Here is a 16,583-nt window from a genome sequence, read left to right on the forward strand (position 1 = left end):
GAGGGAGCCATGGTCCCCCTCGCCGTCGTCCCCAAGCGCCGGGTTGCTGCGGGGAGGCCCCCGCCCCGAGCGCTTGCTGCGCCTATTGTCCCAGGTGTGCAGAATCCCCGTGTCTCTGAGCTGTTCGATCCGGCTTCGTGGGAGCCCGTGGCGGGCTTCGACTTCACCGACATCACGTATCACCGCTGCGTCGAGGACGGCCCCGGGAATGGCACCGTGCGCATCGCGTTCGACCGCCCGGACGTCCGCAACGCCTTCCGCCCGCACACCGTCGACGAGCTGTACCGAGCCCTGGACCACGCACGCATGACAAGCGACGTCGGCTGCGTGCTGATCACCGGAAACGGCCCGTCCACCAAGGACGGCGGCTGGGCCTTCTGCTCCGGCGGCGATCAGCGAATCCGCGGTCGTTCCGGGTACCAGTACGCCGACGGCGAGACCGCCGATTCGGTCGACCCGGCCCGCGCCGGGCGGCTGCACATCCTCGAAGTGCAGCGGCTGATCCGGTTCATGCCGAAGATCGTCATCGCGGTCGTACCGGGCTGGGCCGCCGGCGGCGGCCACAGCCTGCACGTCGTGTGCGATCTCACCATCGCCAGTGCCGAGCACGCCCGCTTCAAGCAGACCGATGCCGACGTCGGCAGCTTCGACGGCGGATTCGGCTCGGCCTACCTCGCCCGCCAGGTAGGCCAGAAGTTCGCCCGGGAGATCTTCTTCCTCGGGCGCCCCTACACCGCCGAGCAGGCTCACCAGATGGGGATGGTCAACGTCGTCGTCCCGCACGACGAACTGGAGGCCACCGCGCTGCAGTGGTCCCGCGAGATCAACGGCAAGTCGCCGACTGCGCAGCGCATGCTCAAGTACGCGTTCAACGCCATCGACGACGGGCTGGTCGGCCAGCAACTGTTCGCCGGTGAGACCACCCGCCTCGCCTACATGACCGACGAAGCCGTCGAAGGACGCGACTCGTTTCTGCAGAAGCGGACCCCGGACTGGTCCGCCTTCCCCTGGTACTTCTGAGTCGTCGGGATCGGTTCCGGGCGGGCTCGCACCGCTTTTCCCGGCACGGAACCGGTCCTGCTCGCCATCGCCTGCCGGCCATCGGCCTAAGAGGTCCACCAGCAGGTCGGCCGGGCACACCAGCACGATCAGAACCATCATTTTCGGCTCCCTTCCAAGCGCGTACCAATTTCATCGGCCGGAAATTCGAACACTTGATCGCTAGAACAGGTGATCGAGTGTCGAAGTTCTCGCCGAGGTGGCGCAGCCTGTGGGGCCGGTGCTCGCCGACAATGGGCAGATGCCGAAAGCCCGCGACCTGCAGCCGCTTCCGGTGCCACCCGGCACCGGCGCTTTGGACGTGCTGCCTGCGTTGACGCGGGCACTGGACGGCGACGGCCCGGCCCTGCTGCCGGTCGCCGCAGGAAACGCGGAGGAAGCCCAGCGGCTCGTCGCAGCCCTCGCCGACGGCTCGCCGCTGGCCGGTGCCGAAGACCACCCCGACGACCCAACCGCGCTGGTCATCGCCACTTCAGGCTCCACCGGCACGCCGAAGGGCGTGCTGCTCCCGGCATCGGCGCTTCGCGCCTCCGCCGAAGCCACCCACCGCCGCCTCGGCGGCCCCGGCCACTGGCTGCTGGCCATGCCCGCGCACCACGTCGCGGGCATCCAGGTCCTGGTCCGGGCACTGCTGGCGGGGACCAGCCCGCACGCCGCCGACACCTCCGCCGGGTTCCGCCCCGACCGGTTCGCCGAAGCCGCCAGCCAGGTGCTCGCCGCGGACGGCCCGCACTACACGGCCCTGGTGCCCACCCAGCTGTCCCGGCTGCTCGACGCGGGCGGCGATGGCCTTGCCACGCTGCGGAAATTCGACGCGGTGCTGCTCGGCGGCGCGGCCACCCCACCAGCCTTGCTGCGGCGGGCCCGGGACTGCGGAATCGGCGTCACCACGACGTACGGGATGAGCGAGACCTCGGGCGGCTGCGTTTACGACGGGCAGCCGCTGGATCTCGCGAAGGTCCACATCGACGGCGAGACCGGACCGATCCGCCTGGCCGGACCGATGCTGGCCAGGGGTTATCGGCACCAGCCAGCCGCGGTGGCGTTCACCGACGGCTGGTTCCGCACCGGCGACCTGGGCCGCTGGCGGGGCGACCGGCTGGAGGTGCTGGGCCGCACCGACGACATGATCATCACCGGCGGGGTGAACGTCGCGCCGCTGGCGGTCGAGCGGGTTCTCACCGAGCAGGACGGGGTCCGCGAGGCATGCGTGCTCGGCGTGCCGGACCAGGAATGGGGCCAGGCAGTGGTCGCGGCGGTCGTGCCGGCGGACCCGGCTGATCCGCCGGCTCCGCACGCCCTCCGCACCGCGGTCCGCGAGCGCCTCGGCGCGGCCGCCACGCCGAAGCGCGTCGCTTTCCTCGCGGAGTTGCCGCTGCGTGGGCCCGGAAAGCCGGACCGACGCGCGTTGGCCGCCCGGCTCGATTCCTGACTCTGGCGGGGAGGCTCTCGCCGACGGCCCGCACGGGTGCGCGAAGATGGCCTCCATGGCGACTGTCGCTCAATGGATCGAAGGCGCTCGCATCCGCACCTTCCCGAATGCGATCGCACCAGTGCTCGCCGGCACCGGCGCAGCGGCGGGGATCGACAAGTTCGACCCCGTGATCGCGGTTCTAGCGCTCATCGTCTCCATGCTGCTGATCATCGGGGTGAACTTCGCCAACGACTACTCCGACGGCATCCGCGGCACCGACGACGACCGGGTCGGGCCGTTCCGCCTTGTCGGCTCGGGTTCGGCGAGGCCGGCCGGGGTGCGCATGGCGGCCTGGACCTGCTTCGGGCTCGCGGCGGTCGCCGGCCTCGGCGCGGTGGTCCTAAGTGGACAATGGTGGCTGCTGGCCATCGGCGCGCTCTGCATCGCCGGGGCCTGGTACTACACCGGCGGCACGCGCCCCTACGGCTACGCGGGCCTGGGCGAGATCGCCGTGTTCGTCTTCTTCGGCCTGGTCGCCGTCCTGGGCACCATGTACGTGCAGGCCGGCACGATCTCCGGCTCGGGCATCGGCGCCGCGGTGGGTATCGGCTCGCTGTCCAGCGCGGTTCTGGTCGCCAACAACCTCCGCGACATTCCGTCCGACCGGGTCACCGGCAAACGCACCCTCGCGGTGATGCTGGGCGACCGCGACACCCGCACGCTCTACGTCGCGCTGACGCTTATCCCGTTCCTGATCACGGTCCTGATCGGGCTGCGCAATTCCTGGGCGCTGCTCGGGTTCCTCGCGCTGCCGCTGCTCATCGTCCCGCTGCGCGCGGTGGCCGGCGGCTCGCAGGGACGCGCCTTGATCCCGGCGCTGCGCGACACCGGCTTCGCCATGCTGGCCTGGTCGATTCTCACCGCCCTCGCCGTGGCCTTCGGCTGATTGCGGCTGTGCCCCGCCGGACGAAGTGGGGCACGACTCAAGTCCCCGCAGCGATGCGCGCGACCGTCATCGAGCCGTGGTCGGCGTTTCCGCACGCCCAACGGAGCCACCCGCCCCGGAACCAGGTCACACCACGACGGCGGCGAGCACGTATTGCGCAACCTGCTGGGCTTTCTCGCACTGGTCGGTACCCACGTCGCTCGCCGTCACAGCGACCTGCAGCGTTGCGCCCGTCACGCCGGCGAAGACGGTGCAGTCGTTCGCGTGCATGGTCCGCGTCCCGCGGACGGTGCCCAGATCCACCTCGTCGCGACCGAGCTTCGCGAAACCCTCCGGTTGGGCGCCGATCACCACGGAACGCGCGCCGGAACGGGCCTGGAAGGTGCAACCGCGCACCGGCGGATCGAACCCGACTTCCCGCGAGGCACCGCTTTCCACCGGGAACGCCAGCGCACTCAGCTCCTCCTGGTCGACCAGCCCGCAGAGCTGGTCGACAGGCAGGTCTGCCAGCCGTTTCCGCTGTTCGGGCGGCACGTTCCGGGTGATCGACGGCACCGCGGATTCCGTCGTGGAATGCTCCGCCGGAGCGGTCTGCGTAGTCGGCGCGGCGGTCGGCGGAGCCTGCTCGCCGGGCGTGCAGCCGGCCACCGTTCCGAGCAGTGCGACCGCGGAAAGCCAACCCCAACGCCTCACCGACACACCAACCTTCCTGCGTGGGCTCCGCGCTCAGTCTGCCCGGAACTCGCCGGTGGCGTGGAAGTGGTCCAGGACCTTGGTCGGCACGGTCAGGTCCAGGCCGCGCTCGGCGACCCATTCGTCGTCGTAATAAGTGTGCGAGTAGCGCTCCCCGCCGTCGCAGAGCAGCGTCACGATGCTGCCGCTGCGGCCCTGCCGGATCATCTCCGACATCAGGCCGAACACGCCCCACAGGCTCGTCCCGGTGGAGCCACCGACGCGCCGCCCCAGAACTTTTTCGACCCAGCGGATCGTGGCGATCGATGCCGCGTCCGGCACTTTGATCATCCGGTCGATCGCCTGTCCGACGAACGACGGCTCCACCCGCGGCCGCCCGATGCCCTCGATCAGCGACCCGGAGTCGCTGGTGCGCGTCGGATCGCTGTCCCGCCAGGCGTCGAAGAACACCGAGTGCTCGGGGTCCACGACGGCCAGTTGCGTGTTGTGCCTGCGGTAGCGCAGATAGCGCCCGATCGTCGCGCTGGTGCCGCCGGTGCCCGCACCGACCACCACCCACGCCGGTTCGGCGTGCGGTTCCAGCGCGAGCTGCTCGAAGATCGACTCGGCGATGTTGTTGTTGCCACGCCAGTCGGTGGCCCGCTCGGCGTTCGTGAACTGGTCCATGAAGTGGCCGCCGAGCTCGGTGGCCAACCTGCGGGACTCGGTGTAGATCGCGCCCGGCTCGTCCACGAAGTGGCAGCGGCCGCCCTGCCACTCGATGAGCGACACCTTCTCGCGGCTGGTGGATCGGGGCATCACGGCAATGAACGGCAACCCCAGCAGGCGTGCGAAGTAGGCCTCGGAAACCGCCGTGGAGCCCGACGAGGCCTCGATGACCGGCGTGTTTTCCGTCACCCAACCGTTGCAGATCGCGTACAGGAACAGCGATCTGGCCAACCGGTGCTTGAGCGAACCAGTCGGATGTGTTGACTCATCCTTGAGGTAAAGATCGACGCCCCACTCCGCGGGCAGCGGAAAGCGCAGCAGGTGGGTGTCCGCGCTGCGGTTCGCGTCGGCCTCGATGATGCGGACCGCTTCGCTGGTCCAGCTGCGCGTTCGGGTGCAGGAACGGTCGATTTGAGTGCTGTCGGTCACTGGGCTTCCGAAGTTCTCTCGCCGCGCAGCTGCGCGCGGAGCTCTTCTCGGCGCTCCCGGCGTTCGGCCGCACGGTCTGCCATGCCGACGGCGACCCTGCGGCGAAGCCGACCGAACACGAGCATCGACAACGGCATCACGACCACGACGGACACCGCGAACGCGACCAGGGCGGGAACGTGCACCAGCATCAACACTGCGGCCACCGCGGCCACCATTCCCAACCTGGCGACGGTGTAGAGCACGATGTCGCGCGCGAGATTCGGCTTCGAGCCCTGGACCGCGGTTCCGACTTCTTGCTGTTCCTGCACGTCATCCAGGGTAGAGCAAGCAGGGCGGCGCCCCGTGGGACCCCGCCCGAAGCGCCGTTTTCGTCCCTTACCTTCCCTTTACCTAAACCCAAATGTTCGAGTACCTGACCATCGAGGTGTCAGGATGCGACCGGAATGCCCGAAAAACCACTACTCGCAACGTGGAGGTCACCTGTGACCGCGACGACCCAGCAGCCTCGCCAGAACGGTCAGGAGCAGCTCCTCACCCCCGGTGAGGTCGCCGCGCTCTTCCGGGTCGATCCCAAGACCGTGACCCGGTGGGCGACCGCCGGCCGGATCGGCTCCATCCGGACCCCCGGCGGCCACCGCCGCTTCCGCGAGTCCGAGGTCCGCACCCTGCTGGCCGAGCTGACCAACGACGTCAACCGGTCAGCCTGAGCGGCGATCGGTGCGGCCCGGCGCCTCGGCCGCCGGATAGCACCCCGCCACCGGAGATCTGAAGATCGCCGGCGGTCCCGGCGACCGCCGATCCAGGTGGCGCCTCGCCCACCACGCGAGGCGCCACCTGGATCCACCCTTGGCAGTGCCACCTGCGACGACGACAACCGCACCCGGGATTGGCTAATCTCGAAGCGGAACAGTTGGAGGTGGCCACGATGATCTACGTCCTGGCAGCGATCGGTGCGCTCACCGTCGTCGTGCTGATGTGGAAGGCCTTCGGCCCCCAGGCGAGCGGGGCGGCAGGGCGACGTCCCCGGCGGGCCCCCATCGCTCCGGACGACGACCCCGAGTTCCTGCGCCGGCTCGGCGAACAGCAGCGCAAGCCGCGATCTGGAGAGGACGACTGAGCGTGCCGTTGGTGTGGGCGGCAGTGCCCACACCAACGCGACATCAGCCCCGGTTGCGGCCCAGGGCGTGCGGGAAGTCGTCGGCCACGATCGCGGCCAGTTCCAGCAGCGCCATCCGGGTGGGCGCGTCGAGCCGATCCAGCTCCACTTCCGCACCTTCTTCCAGGTGCGGGTCGAACGGGATCTTCGAAACCGCGCGGCAGCGAGCCGCGAAGTGCGCGGCCACCTTGTCCACGTCGACCTTGCCGGACCCCGGGCGCACAGAGTTGATCACTGCGACGGACCGGGACACCAGGTCGCCGTAGCCGTGCGCGTCCAGCCAGTCCAATGTGGCCGAAGCGCTGCGCGCCCCGTCGATCGAGCTGGACGACACGATGACCAGCGAGTCCGCCATGTCGAGCACGCCCTTCATCGCGGAGTGCATCAGGCCGGTGCCGCAGTCGGTCAGCACCACGTTGTAGAAGTGCTCAAGCAGCGTGACGGTGCGCCGGTAGTCGTCTTCGCTGAACGCCTCGGAAACGGCCGGATCCTGTTCGCTGGCGAGGACCTCCAGTCGGCTCGGCCCCTGCGAGGTGTAAGAGCGGACGTCGCTGTACTTGCGGATCCGGTGCGCGTCACGCAGCAGGTGCCGCACGGTCGCGGTGGTTTCCAGCGGGATCTTCTGGCTCAGCGTGCCGCGGTCCGGGTTCGCGTCGACGGCGATCACCCGGTCGCCGCGCAGCGACGAGAACGTGGAGCCGAGCGTCGCGGTGGCCGTGGTCTTGCCGACACCGCCCTTGAGGCTCAGCATCGCGATCTTGTAACAGCCCTGCAGCGGCTGGTTGATCCGGGTGATCAGCTCGCGGCGTTGCCGATCGGCCGGCCCCTCGCCGAGGTTCACGCTCTTCCCGCTGGCCAGGTAGACGGCCTTGCGCCAACCCGATTGGGGTGACCGTTTGGTCGGCCGGAGCAGCTGAGCGGACGAGAGGTCCTGGCCGAACGGCTGATCCCCGGCGCCGCCGGACGGGGCAGCCTGGGGGTATGACGAAAACGACTGCTGCGGGCCCGATTGGGGCCCGCCCTGCGGGTTCTGCGGCGCGTACGGGTGCGCGGGGAAGGGCTGATCGCCCTCGCTCGGATTCGGCCCGGACTGCCCACCTGACACCGGCGCGTACGGCCCGGACTGCCCTCCGGGAACTGGCGGCGGCAACGGTCCGGACTGCCCTCCGGAAACTGGCGGCAACGGTCCGGAGGGTCCACCAGAAACCGAGTAGGGACCCGACTGCGCTCCGGGCACCGGGTGCGGACCCGAGGTGTTCGGCTGCTGCTGCGGACCGGCGGCCGGCCCCGGCGGGAACTGCTGCGGGCCGGAATGGTTCGGGTCGGCGTACTGCGGCGGCGCTGCGGCGCCGCTCGGCGCACCGCCCGGGTAGTACGGCTGCGGCGCGTCGCCCATCGAGGAAGTCCCGGACTGCTCGGGCTGCGACGTGTCCGTGTAGGACGGTGTCGGCTGCTCGTCCGCCGGGCGCGGTTGCCCCGGCGACGTCGTGGGCTCGACGTACTGACCGTCCGGAGCCGACGACGCGCCGTTGCCCCTGGTTTGCGGCTCGGCGACCGCACCGTCGGCTTGCGTGGAGGCGGTACCCGTCTCGCGCCGCGCTCCGGGCTCTTCGTACTGACCGGTCACCGTTGCCGTCCCTCCAACAATCGAGTCGGGCCCTGCCGGACCGAATCGAAATCTCCCCGTCTCCGCAAGGCACGCTAGTCCCAGATATACCCACAAGTCACCGGGGGTGGCGGGTCATTTCCGCCGACGGCCGCCGCACTGGGAGCCCGAACTGCGCAGGTGGCTGGCGGCGCACCGGGAAATGCGGCCGTTGCGGCCGATTCGCGGCGGCGCACCGACCGACGCAGATCACGAACTCACAGTCCAGCGTACGAGTGAAGCCCGGCGACGACGATGTTAATGAAGAACAGGTTGAAGATCATGACGGCCAGACCGAAGATGTTGATCCACGCGGCCCGGACGCCCCGCCAGCCGGCGGTGGCGCGGGCGTGCAGGTACGCGGCGTAGACGACCCACGCGATGAACGAGCAGGTCTCCTTCGGGTCCCAGCCCCAGAACCGGCCCCAGGCTGCCTCCGCCCAGATCGCGCCGGCGACGATCGCGAACGTCCAGACCGGGAAGATGATCACGGTGGCGCGGTAGGCCATCCGGTCCAGCGCCTGGCTGGTCGGGAGCCGGGAGCCGAACTTGGCCAGCTTCAGCGGGTTGTTCTCGAACCGGCACCGCAGCAGGTAAAGCACGCTGGCCACACCCGCGAAGAGCAGGACACCGCTGGAGACGATCGCCGCCGCGACGTGGATCACGATCCAGTAGGACTGCAGCGCCGGCTGCAGCGGGGCGGCCTTGGCGTAGAGCACCGTGCCGGACAGGAACAGCAGCAGGATGACCGGCAGCATCAGGAAGCCACCGAGTCCGCGCAGCTGCGCCGGGGTGGCCTCGCGGCGCTCGGCGCGCAACTGCCGGAACAGCACGATGACCCAGGCGACCACCGCGGCCAGGCAGATCGCCGAACCGAACTCGTACATGTTGCCCCACGGCACCCGGCCGGTGGCGAAACCGCGCAGCAGAAGGGAGGCAGCGTGCACCAACGCGCCGAGCACGGTCATGGCGACGGCCATGCCGCCGAGTCGCTCGCTCAGCGGGCGCTTCTGCGGGGTCTCAACGTGCCCGATCACCGGGGTCGAGGCGGCCCCTCCACCGGCGTTGACCAGCGCCGACTCGCGCTTACGGACTCCCGCCCCGGCCCTGCCGTAAGCGAATTCCCCGAAGTACAGCAACATCGCGGCGATGTAGACGACCACGGAGGTCGCGTACGCCATGTCGCTGTAGGTCGACAGCGTCTGATTGACCGGCATCAGCTCTTCCTTTCGCGCGCGGGCCCTGCGACCGCGCGTGACTGCGGCGAGTGATCGACACCCGTGCCGAGCAGGTCGGCGGTAAGCCTGGTGAACTCCTCGCCATAACCGGCCTGATCGGTTCGGGCGAGTCCGCCGACTTCGACAACGGTACGCGCGGAACCGGAATCATCCGGTTCCGGGCTCGGCACGGCACGGACCCACACCCGGCGGCGCTTGATGGTCAGCGAGGTCCCGACGCCGAAGATGATCGCGATGGCGAAGCCGAGCACCCACGGCTGGAACGGGTCGTACGAGACCTGCAGGTTGGCCCAGCGTTCGACACCGTCGAAGTGGACCGTGGTGCCGTCGTCTAGGCGGATCTCCTCGCCGGGGCGCAGGTTCTGCCGGGCGACCCGCTTGAGCCTGCCCTGGTCCACCATGGACTGGTCGACGCTGAAGATCGACTGGCCGCGCCCGGAGTCGAGGCCGAGGTCGCCGCGCAGCACGTCCACGGCCACGGCCGGATCGAGCAGGTCCGGGAAGCCGGAGCTCAGGACCTTGCCGTCGAAGGCGGCGGTGGGCGCGAACAGGCCGGTGATCGCGAGCTGGCTCCGACGCCGCTGCGCCTCGTCTTGCACGCCCGGCGGGTCGAACTTGGTGGCGCCCTGCGACAGCATCGTCTGAACGGAAACCGGCTGCCACTGGATGAGCCCGGTGCGCTGCTGGCCGTCGGGGAACGTGACCGTGAACTTCGGGGCGTAGCCGTTGCCGGTCAGGTAGACGCGGTCGCCGGCGATGCGCAGCGGGTGGTTGACCTGCAGCAGGTAGGGCTGCCAGGTGTTGGTGTCGAGGTCGCCACCGGCCTGGTACTGCATGTCGACGCGGTAGCTTTCGACCTGCCCGGTCGGCTGGTACTTCACATCGAAGTTGTTGAGGCGCACGCAGAACGGGTTGAGCTGGGTGCCGTCGACGGTGAGCCCGGCGCGGAAGGAGTCGTAGTTGTAGGTCCCGGAGTTGCAGAACTCGGAGCCGTCGGCGACCACGATGACCTGGCCCTCGTAGCCGTACAGCTTGCCGCCCGCGACGCCGATGAGCATGCCCACCAGGGCGAAGTGGAAGACGAGGTTGCCGATCTCCCGCAGGAAACCGCGCTCGGCGCTGATCGAACGCGCGCCATCGGCCTCTTCGCGTTCGACCATGCGCCAGCCGCGCAGCCGCTTGCGGGCGGAGGTCATCACCTCGTCGACCGAGGCGTCGACGGTGGCCTGCTCGTAGTGCGGCATCCGGCCGAGGTTGCGCGGCGTCCGGACCGGCTTGCTGCGCCACTGCTTGTAGTACTCCCAGCAGCGCGGCAGCAGGCAACCGATCAGCGAGATGAACAGCAGCACGTAGATGGAGGCGAACCAGACCGAACTGAACACCTCGAACGCACCGAGCTTGTCCAGGATCGGCGCGAGATTCGGGTAATCGCTGAAGTACCGGTCCACTTCGGTCTGGTTCAGCGAGCGCTGCGGGATCAGCGCACCGGGCAGCGCGGCGAGCGCGAGCAGGAACAGCAGCACCAGCGCGGTGCGCATCGAGGTCAGCCCGCGCCAGGTGTTGCGCAGGAACGCCAGGGTCGCCTTGAGGAATCCGGGCATCAGATCGGCGTCTCGAAACCGGCGATCGGACCACGCAGCACCGCGATCAGCTCTCCCCAAAAACCGGTGACGAGCAGCAGGCCCACCACCACCAGCAGCACGCCACCCACGAGCTGGATGGCTTGGGCACGCCGACGCAACCAGCCGGCGCTTCGGATCGCCCACCGGGCCCCGATCGCCAGCAGCACGAACGGCAGCCCCAGGCCCACGCAGTAGGCCAGGACGAGCAGTACGCCGCGGACCGCCAGGCCGGTACCGGCGTCGGTGGCGATCGCCACCGACGTGACCCCGGCCAGCGTCGGGCTCAGGCACGGCGTCCAGCCGAGCCCGAACACGGCCCCCAGCAGCGGCGCACCCCACACCCCGGCGCGTGGCACCCGGTGCAGCCGAACGTCGCGCTGCAGGGCCGGCACGAAACCGAGGAAGACCAGCCCCATCGCGACCGTGACGACCCCGCCGATGCGCTGCAGCAGCAGCTCATTGGCCAACAGCACGTCTGACAGACCGAGGAGGATGAGCGTTCCCGAGGCGAAGACAGCGGTGAACCCGGCTACGAAGAGCAGGGCGGCTCCGGCGACCCGCCAGCGCCCGCGGCGGCCTTGCTCGGCCTCCGCGACGTCCACCGGCGGCGCCTCGGCGCCGACGACACCGGCCAGGTAGGCCAGGTATCCGGGCACCAGCGGCACCACGCAGGGCGAGGCGAAGCTGATCGCCCCGGCGAGCACTGCGATCGCCGCCGCGAACAGCAGCGGACCGGTCGCGGCGAGCTCGGTGGGGTTCACACTTCGAGGGTAGGAAAGTCAAGAGGGCGATCTACCACCGGGCTCGGTGAACCGGCCCACATCTTTCCTGGTGAACGTCTTGCGCAGGCGCGACGAGAACCTGCCAGGGCCTTAGGTCCCGCGTTTTCGGGACCACCGCACACTCCTCCGGGCGGCCAGGAGGCGAGCATCACACCGGGCCGGAGCCTAGCGCGCGCCCGCGTCCGCATGGGCCGCCACCTGCACGTACGGAGGGTGTCCAGAGCGGCGTTTTCGCGCGAAATCGCCGCTCACCCACCGGCACGGGCCTGGAACCCTCAGCCCTGCTCGGCGGCGACTTTCTGGACTTCGGGGAGCAGTTCGCTCTCCAACATCTCCGTCAGGAAGACCGCCGCGACACGGTGCTGCCGGTCGAGGACGATCGTGGCCGGGACGGTGCTGCGCGGGAACTGCCGCAGCGCCAGCAGCGTGCGACCCGAGGGGTCGAAGATCGACGGGTAGGTCAGCTTCCGGTCGCGGTGGAAGTCCGCGGCGGCCGTCTGGCTGTCCCGCACGTTGATGCCGAGCACCTGGACGCCCTGGGCGGCGGTCTTGTCCTGCACCGCCTGCAGGTCGTCCGCCTCGGACCGGCACGGCCCGCACCACGAGCCCCAGATGTTCAGGACGACGACCTTGTCCTTGAAGTCGTCCAGCCCGATCTGCTTGTTCGGTTCCAGGAGGCTCTCGCCGGACATGCCGGAAACCCGGCCGCGCTGCTCCGGCGGGTAGAAGATGCGGGTCTGCCCGCCGGGCGAGACGAAGGTGAACTCACCGCCGCCGCCCTGCGAGACAGCATCGTCGCCCTGGGTCGCGCAGCCGGCGACCAGCGCTAACGCCGCCGCGACCAGCCCGAACCGCACCAACAGTCGTTTCATGCCCCTGTCACCTTCGGATCGGTTTCCCCGGCCGGCTCGACGTAAGCGATCCGCACCAGTTCTTCGCCGCGGAACACCAGGCTCGTCAGCGACGCCAGCGAGCACTGCCGCCGCCGCGGGTCGTGCCACATCGGCTTGCCTTCCAGGAATCGGCGCAGCGTCCAGATCGGCAGCTGGTGGGAAACGCACACCGCCTCGTGACCGGCGGCGGCCGCCCGGGCCCGGTGCGCCGCGCCCAGCATGCGGTGCGCGATCTGCAGGTACGGCTCGCCCCACGACGGACGCAGCGGGTTCCACAGCTTCGGCCAGTGCTTCGGCGACCGCAGCGCACCGTCCCCGACCGAGACCTTCAGGCCTTCGAAGCGGTTGTCGGCCTCGATGAGCCGCTCGTCGGTGGCCACGTCGAGTTGGAACGCCGCGCTGATCGGGATGGCGGTCTGCTGCGCGCGCTGCAACGGCGAAGCGACGACGTGCGTGACCTCGCGCCCGGTCAGGAACTCCGCGACGATCTTGGCCTGCTGTTCGCCCCGGTCCGACAACCGGTATCCCGGCAGGCGGCCGTAGAGGATGCCGTCGGGGTTGTGCACCTCGCCGTGGCGCAGGAAGTGCACCACGGTCTTCTCGCCGGTCATGCGCGCGCCTCCGGGGCGGTGGCCGCGGCGGCGGCCCGGGCGGCGTGCGGCAGAGCTTCGGCGATCGCCTCGAATGCCGCCTCGTCCATCGCCGCGTTGACGAACCAGGACTCGAACGCGCTCGGCGGCGCGTACACACCGCGCCGGAGCAGCTCGTGGAAGAACGCGGGAAACCGCCAGACCTGCTGGGCCTGCGCCTGTTCGTAGTTGTGCACCGGGGTCTCGCTGAAGAAGACGCTGACCATGTTCGCGGCGTATGCGACCTGGTGCGGCACGCCTTCCGCGGTCAGCGCCGCGCCGAGCAGTTCGCCGAGCCACTTGCTGTTGCGGTCCAGCGCCGCATAGACCTCAGCGTCGGCGGCGCGCAGGTTTGCCAGCCCGGCGGCGACAGCGACTGGGTTCCCGGACAGCGTTCCCGCCTGGTACACCGGCCCGGACGGGGCGAGACGGGCCATGATGTCGGCACGTCCGCCGAAGGCCGCCGCGGGCAGCCCGCCGGACATCACCTTGCCGAACGTGTAGAGGTCACCGGCGATGCCGTCGATGCCGAACCAACCGGCCGCGGAAACGCGGAAACCGGTCATGACCTCGTCCATGATCAGCAGCGCCCCGGCGGCGCTGGTGAGCTCCCGCAGCCCGGCGTTGAAACCGGGCAGCGGCGCGACCGCGCCCATGTTGCCCGCCGCGGCCTCGGTGATCACGCAGGCGATCTGGTCGCCCCGCTCGGCGAAGACCTGCCGCATGGCTTCGAGGTCGTTGTAGGGCAGCACGATCGTGTCCGCCGCCTGGGCACCGGTGACGCCCGGCGACGTCGGCAGCCCGAGGGTGGCGACCCCGGAGCCGGCGCTGGCCAGCAGCGCGTCGACGTGGCCGTGGTAGCAGCCGGCGAACTTGACGATCTTCTGGCGGCCGGTGAACCCGCGGGCCAGCCGGACGGCGCTCATCGTCGCCTCGGTGCCGGAGTTGACCAGCCGGACCTGCTCGACCGGTTCGACGCGGTCGATGATCTCCTGGGCGAGGTCGATCTCACCGGCGCCCGGCGTGCCGAAGGAAAGCCCGTGCGAAGCGGCCTCCTGCACCGCCCGGACCACGTCGGGGTGCGCGTGGCCGTTGATCATTGGCCCCCAGGAGGACACCAGGTCGACGTACCGGTTGTCGTCGGCGTCCCACAGGTAGGCGCCTTCGCCGCGGGCCATGAAGCGCGGTGTACCGCCTACCGAGTGGAACGCCCGGACCGGCGAGTTCACGCCGCCTGGCGTCACCGCGAGTGCGCGCTCGAACAGCTGCCGCGACCGCGGAGCCGGATCGTCGTTCGAATTCGATGCGGGGTTCGCAGGAGCTGTCACGTCCCCAGTCTGACAGGCGCGGCGCAGTGACCGGTCACACCCCGTTGGCCTGCCGGCAGCGGGCCCGTGACGCCAGCACCAACTGCCGGATCGCGTCAAGCAGCAGCAACCCGGCCAGCGTCACCGCACCCACGGAGGTGCCCAGCCAGCTCCCGATCGACCTGGTGACGACGTCGACGGCGCCTTGCGGTCCCGGCAGGTAGATCGTCACTGTCCCGCGCTGCCACGCCCACCAACCCACGAGCAGCAGCACCACGGCAACGACGAGCTCGATCCCGGCAACGGCGGCCCGCCACGGCTGGTTCAGCCCGGCCGAACGAGTTGGTTCGTCGGCATGCTCGGCGCTTTCGGTGTCGACGGTGAGTTTCGGCCCGTCGGCAGGCCACGGTTCCGGAGTCGTCACGCGAAGAAGCGTCTCACGACTCACCGTGCACACCGCAAACAGCCGAGCAAGCGCTGCTCCAACCGCGGGCAGAGCCGTGACGACTACTCCTCCACCAGGCGGGCCAGGGCCGCCGACAGGGCTTCGGGGTCCTTCGCCCAGGCCAAGACCACTTCGTCGGGTTCGAGGCGCAGCGGCACCTCACCCGTTCCCTTCGGGATCGTCCAGCTCCCGCCGAGCACTCGTGCCCCCACGGGCGTTCCTACCTCGGTGACCGCCGCGATGCGGCTGACCGCGAGCTCTTCCCGCCCCTGCACCAGCGCTGCCGGCGTCAGCCGCACCGAAACCAATCGGCGGCGGCCGTACACCCAGGTCGCGGCGGCGGCCGCGAGCACACCGCCGACCAGCAGCCACGCCGCCGCGTTCACCGAGCCCGGTGCCAACGCCTCGACGCCGAACCCGAGCAGCGCGAACACCGGTCCCCACAGGACCGGCCACCAGCTGCTGCCGCGCTCCGAATACAGCACCAGTTCAGTCATGCTCACCCGTCAGCCAGTCCGTGCTCGAACGCCGCCACATCAGCACCGCGGCGATGGCCCCCAGGATGAGCAGGACCACGTTCACGCTGAACACCGCCCCGGTGCCCAGCAGCATCACCAGGTGCAGCAGTGCGAACACCGACAGCACGACGCGGGCCCAGGGGCGCCGCTTGAACAGCAGCGCCCCCAACACCAGGTAGGCCGCCACTAGCGCCGCGGCGATCCCGGTGTTCGTCACGAGCAGTTGCTGCGTGCGCTCGACCGCGTCCGCCGGTGTGGCCTGGCGCCGCTCGATCATCCGTCCCGCCAGTTCGGCGCGCCCGAACCACATCGACGCCGTCTGCCACGCGAGCACGAGCGCCACCACCCACCACAGGACGATGGCGTAGCGCAGCGGTCGCGGCGAATCCATCAGAACCGGCTCGCCGCCTTGAAGTACCAGTTCGACGGCTTCAGGTAGGCCAACGTGAGGAACACGATCATCCCTACCAGGCCCAACCCGGTCTGGCTGTAGGACAACGCGAAGTACGAGCTGGGCAGGTTCGCGCCGTCCAGGTCACCGGACATCGTCATGCTGCCACCCTGGATCAGGGCGATGACGCCGAACAGCATCCAGAGTCCCGCGAACACCGTGAGCGTAATCCGCGCCCAGTTCTTCCCGGCCCGCATCTTGAAGCCGAAGAGGATCCACAACCCGGTCAGGACCAGGTAGATGATCGTGATGAAGACGAAGAAGAACAGCATGACCCCGTTGGCGACGGACGAGATCTGCTGGTCGAGATCCGGGTCGCCCATGCTGCCGGCGATGGAGTCGTTCACGAAGCCCTGCAGCAGCATGTAGCTCAGCACGGACAGCACCGTGGCCAGTAGCGGCACGACGATCGCGATCCAGAACGCGATCTCCACCGTGATCGGCCGCTGGAACGTGCTCAGCTCCTGCGCCGGAACCGGCGGCGCCGCGAACGGATTCGACTGCGGGTACTGCGAATACCCGCCCTGTAGATGTTGCTGCGGAAAACCGCCGGATGGAGTCCCGCCCTGCGGGTACCCACCTTGTTGCCAAGGATTTTGCGGTGAAGTCACGCGGCAAACAGTATGAACAGGGCGGAGTCGCTGT

General features: G+C 69.6%; 19 protein-coding genes. 5 read left to right on the top strand and 14 right to left on the bottom strand.

Annotation, left to right across the window (positions count from 1 at the left end):
- The first annotated feature begins 96 nt into the window (after positions 1 to 96).
- From FDZ84_RS09405 to FDZ84_RS09415, 3 genes are all read left to right on the top strand, one after another.
- Positions 97 to 1,020 carry a 1,4-dihydroxy-2-naphthoyl-CoA synthase gene (locus FDZ84_RS09405; RefSeq protein ID WP_168585572.1) on the top strand — a complete coding sequence of 308 codons (924 nt, stop codon included), beginning with the start codon at positions 97 to 99 and terminating at the stop codon, positions 1,018 to 1,020.
- A 280-nt stretch (positions 1,021 to 1,300) separates the two neighbouring features.
- A complete protein-coding gene (menE, locus tag FDZ84_RS09410; protein ID WP_168589924.1) occupies positions 1,301 to 2,491 on the top strand; it encodes an o-succinylbenzoate--CoA ligase in 1,191 nt (396 codons plus the stop codon).
- A gap of 55 nt (positions 2,492 to 2,546) precedes the next feature.
- Positions 2,547 to 3,419 carry a 1,4-dihydroxy-2-naphthoate polyprenyltransferase gene (locus tag FDZ84_RS09415; RefSeq protein WP_168585573.1) on the top strand — a complete coding sequence of 291 codons (873 nt, stop codon included), beginning with the start codon at positions 2,547 to 2,549 and terminating at the stop codon, positions 3,417 to 3,419.
- Between the two features lie 126 nt (positions 3,420 to 3,545).
- Here the strand turns inward: FDZ84_RS09415 and FDZ84_RS09420 are convergent, their stop codons facing one another.
- From FDZ84_RS09420 to FDZ84_RS09430, 3 genes are read right to left on the bottom strand one after another with little or no spacing between them, the layout of a single operon-like run.
- Complete coding sequence (locus FDZ84_RS09420; protein WP_246868899.1) at positions 3,546 to 4,112, bottom strand: DUF3558 family protein; 567 nt, start codon at positions 4,110 to 4,112, stop codon at positions 3,546 to 3,548.
- 33 nt (positions 4,113 to 4,145) lie between these two features.
- Positions 4,146 to 5,249, bottom strand: a complete 1,104-nt coding sequence (locus FDZ84_RS09425) for a PLP-dependent cysteine synthase family protein (RefSeq protein ID WP_210435494.1) — start codon at positions 5,247 to 5,249, stop codon at positions 4,146 to 4,148.
- Positions 5,246 to 5,560: a DUF4229 domain-containing protein gene (locus tag FDZ84_RS09430; protein WP_256413673.1), complete on the bottom strand. Its 315-nt coding sequence runs from the start codon at positions 5,558 to 5,560 to the stop codon at positions 5,246 to 5,248. Before FDZ84_RS09430 ends, FDZ84_RS09425 begins: the two co-directional genes overlap by 4 nt.
- A gap of 174 nt (positions 5,561 to 5,734) precedes the next feature.
- Here FDZ84_RS09430 and FDZ84_RS09435 point away from each other — a divergent pair, with 174 nt between their 5' ends.
- Both FDZ84_RS09435 and FDZ84_RS09440 read left to right on the top strand, forming a co-directional pair.
- Complete coding sequence (locus FDZ84_RS09435) at positions 5,735 to 5,959, top strand: BldC family transcriptional regulator (RefSeq protein WP_168585575.1); 225 nt, start codon at positions 5,735 to 5,737, stop codon at positions 5,957 to 5,959.
- Between the two features lie 218 nt (positions 5,960 to 6,177).
- The gene (locus tag FDZ84_RS09440; RefSeq protein ID WP_168585576.1) at positions 6,178 to 6,369 is read left to right on the top strand and encodes a hypothetical protein; all 192 of its coding nucleotides are present in this window, start codon (positions 6,178 to 6,180) and stop codon (positions 6,367 to 6,369) included.
- Between the two features lie 43 nt (positions 6,370 to 6,412).
- Here the strand turns inward: FDZ84_RS09440 and FDZ84_RS09445 are convergent, their stop codons facing one another.
- The 11 genes from FDZ84_RS09445 to FDZ84_RS09495 form a co-directional block, all read right to left on the bottom strand.
- A complete protein-coding gene (locus FDZ84_RS09445) occupies positions 6,413 to 8,035 on the bottom strand; it encodes a MinD/ParA family protein (RefSeq protein ID WP_168585577.1) in 1,623 nt (540 codons plus the stop codon).
- Positions 8,036 to 8,271: 236 nt separating this feature from the next.
- On the bottom strand, positions 8,272 to 9,270 hold the full coding sequence (gene ccsB, locus FDZ84_RS09450) for a c-type cytochrome biogenesis protein CcsB (RefSeq protein ID WP_168585578.1): 999 nt from the start codon (positions 9,268 to 9,270) through the stop codon (positions 8,272 to 8,274).
- Positions 9,270 to 10,892, bottom strand: coding sequence for a cytochrome c biogenesis protein ResB (locus FDZ84_RS09455; RefSeq protein WP_168585579.1), 1,623 nt, complete (start codon positions 10,890 to 10,892; stop codon positions 9,270 to 9,272). Before FDZ84_RS09455 ends, ccsB begins: the two co-directional genes overlap by 1 nt.
- Positions 10,892 to 11,674, bottom strand: a complete 783-nt coding sequence (locus FDZ84_RS09460) for a cytochrome c biogenesis CcdA family protein (RefSeq protein ID WP_168585580.1) — start codon at positions 11,672 to 11,674, stop codon at positions 10,892 to 10,894. The genes FDZ84_RS09455 and FDZ84_RS09460 overlap by 1 nt, the downstream gene beginning before the upstream one ends.
- Before the next feature lie 296 nt (positions 11,675 to 11,970).
- On the bottom strand, positions 11,971 to 12,567 hold the full coding sequence (locus FDZ84_RS09465) for a TlpA disulfide reductase family protein (protein WP_190820583.1): 597 nt from the start codon (positions 12,565 to 12,567) through the stop codon (positions 11,971 to 11,973).
- Positions 12,564 to 13,199 carry a histidine phosphatase family protein gene (locus tag FDZ84_RS09470; protein ID WP_168585581.1) on the bottom strand — a complete coding sequence of 212 codons (636 nt, stop codon included), beginning with the start codon at positions 13,197 to 13,199 and terminating at the stop codon, positions 12,564 to 12,566. The genes FDZ84_RS09465 and FDZ84_RS09470 overlap by 4 nt, the downstream gene beginning before the upstream one ends.
- Positions 13,196 to 14,545, bottom strand: coding sequence for a glutamate-1-semialdehyde 2,1-aminomutase (gene hemL / locus FDZ84_RS09475; RefSeq protein WP_168585582.1), 1,350 nt, complete (start codon positions 14,543 to 14,545; stop codon positions 13,196 to 13,198). Before hemL ends, FDZ84_RS09470 begins: the two co-directional genes overlap by 4 nt.
- 34 nt (positions 14,546 to 14,579) lie before the next feature.
- Positions 14,580 to 14,948 (bottom strand): hypothetical protein, encoded by a 369-nt coding sequence (locus FDZ84_RS09480; RefSeq protein ID WP_168585583.1) that lies wholly within the window; start codon positions 14,946 to 14,948, stop codon positions 14,580 to 14,582.
- 83 nt (positions 14,949 to 15,031) lie between these two features.
- Complete coding sequence (locus FDZ84_RS09485; protein ID WP_168585584.1) at positions 15,032 to 15,466, bottom strand: hypothetical protein; 435 nt, start codon at positions 15,464 to 15,466, stop codon at positions 15,032 to 15,034.
- Positions 15,459 to 15,878 (bottom strand): hypothetical protein, encoded by a 420-nt coding sequence (locus tag FDZ84_RS09490; protein WP_168585585.1) that lies wholly within the window; start codon positions 15,876 to 15,878, stop codon positions 15,459 to 15,461. The genes FDZ84_RS09485 and FDZ84_RS09490 overlap by 8 nt, the downstream gene beginning before the upstream one ends.
- On the bottom strand, positions 15,878 to 16,549 hold the full coding sequence (locus FDZ84_RS09495; protein ID WP_168585586.1) for a hypothetical protein: 672 nt from the start codon (positions 16,547 to 16,549) through the stop codon (positions 15,878 to 15,880). Before FDZ84_RS09495 ends, FDZ84_RS09490 begins: the two co-directional genes overlap by 1 nt.
- Positions 16,550 to 16,583: the final 34 nt, after the last annotated feature.

The organism is Saccharopolyspora sp. ASAGF58, assembly GCF_012277335.1.
In the GTDB taxonomy this organism is placed as follows: Bacteria; Actinomycetota; Actinomycetes; order Mycobacteriales; family Pseudonocardiaceae; genus Saccharopolyspora; species Saccharopolyspora hattusasensis.

What these genes read in the sequence shown, in the direction of transcription:
- FDZ84_RS09490 (WP_168585585.1), bottom strand. Translation starts at nt 15,878, where the DNA reads ATGGATTCGCCGCGACCGCTGCGCTACGCCATCGTCCTGTGGTGGGTG.
- FDZ84_RS09465 (WP_190820583.1), bottom strand. Translation starts at nt 12,567, where the DNA reads ATGAAACGACTGTTGGTGCGGTTCGGGCTGGTCGCGGCGGCGTTAGCG.
- FDZ84_RS09485 (WP_168585584.1), bottom strand. Translation starts at nt 15,466, where the DNA reads ATGACTGAACTGGTGCTGTATTCGGAGCGCGGCAGCAGCTGGTGGCCG.
- FDZ84_RS09455 (WP_168585579.1), bottom strand. Translation starts at nt 10,892, where the DNA reads ATGCCCGGATTCCTCAAGGCGACCCTGGCGTTCCTGCGCAACACCTGG.
- FDZ84_RS09440 (WP_168585576.1), top strand. Translation starts at nt 6,178, where the DNA reads ATGATCTACGTCCTGGCAGCGATCGGTGCGCTCACCGTCGTCGTGCTG.
- FDZ84_RS09415 (WP_168585573.1), top strand. Translation starts at nt 2,547, where the DNA reads ATGGCGACTGTCGCTCAATGGATCGAAGGCGCTCGCATCCGCACCTTC.
- menE (WP_168589924.1), top strand. Translation starts at nt 1,301, where the DNA reads ATGCCGAAAGCCCGCGACCTGCAGCCGCTTCCGGTGCCACCCGGCACC.
- FDZ84_RS09470 (WP_168585581.1), bottom strand. Translation starts at nt 13,199, where the DNA reads ATGACCGGCGAGAAGACCGTGGTGCACTTCCTGCGCCACGGCGAGGTG.
- ccsB (WP_168585578.1), bottom strand. Translation starts at nt 9,270, where the DNA reads ATGCCGGTCAATCAGACGCTGTCGACCTACAGCGACATGGCGTACGCG.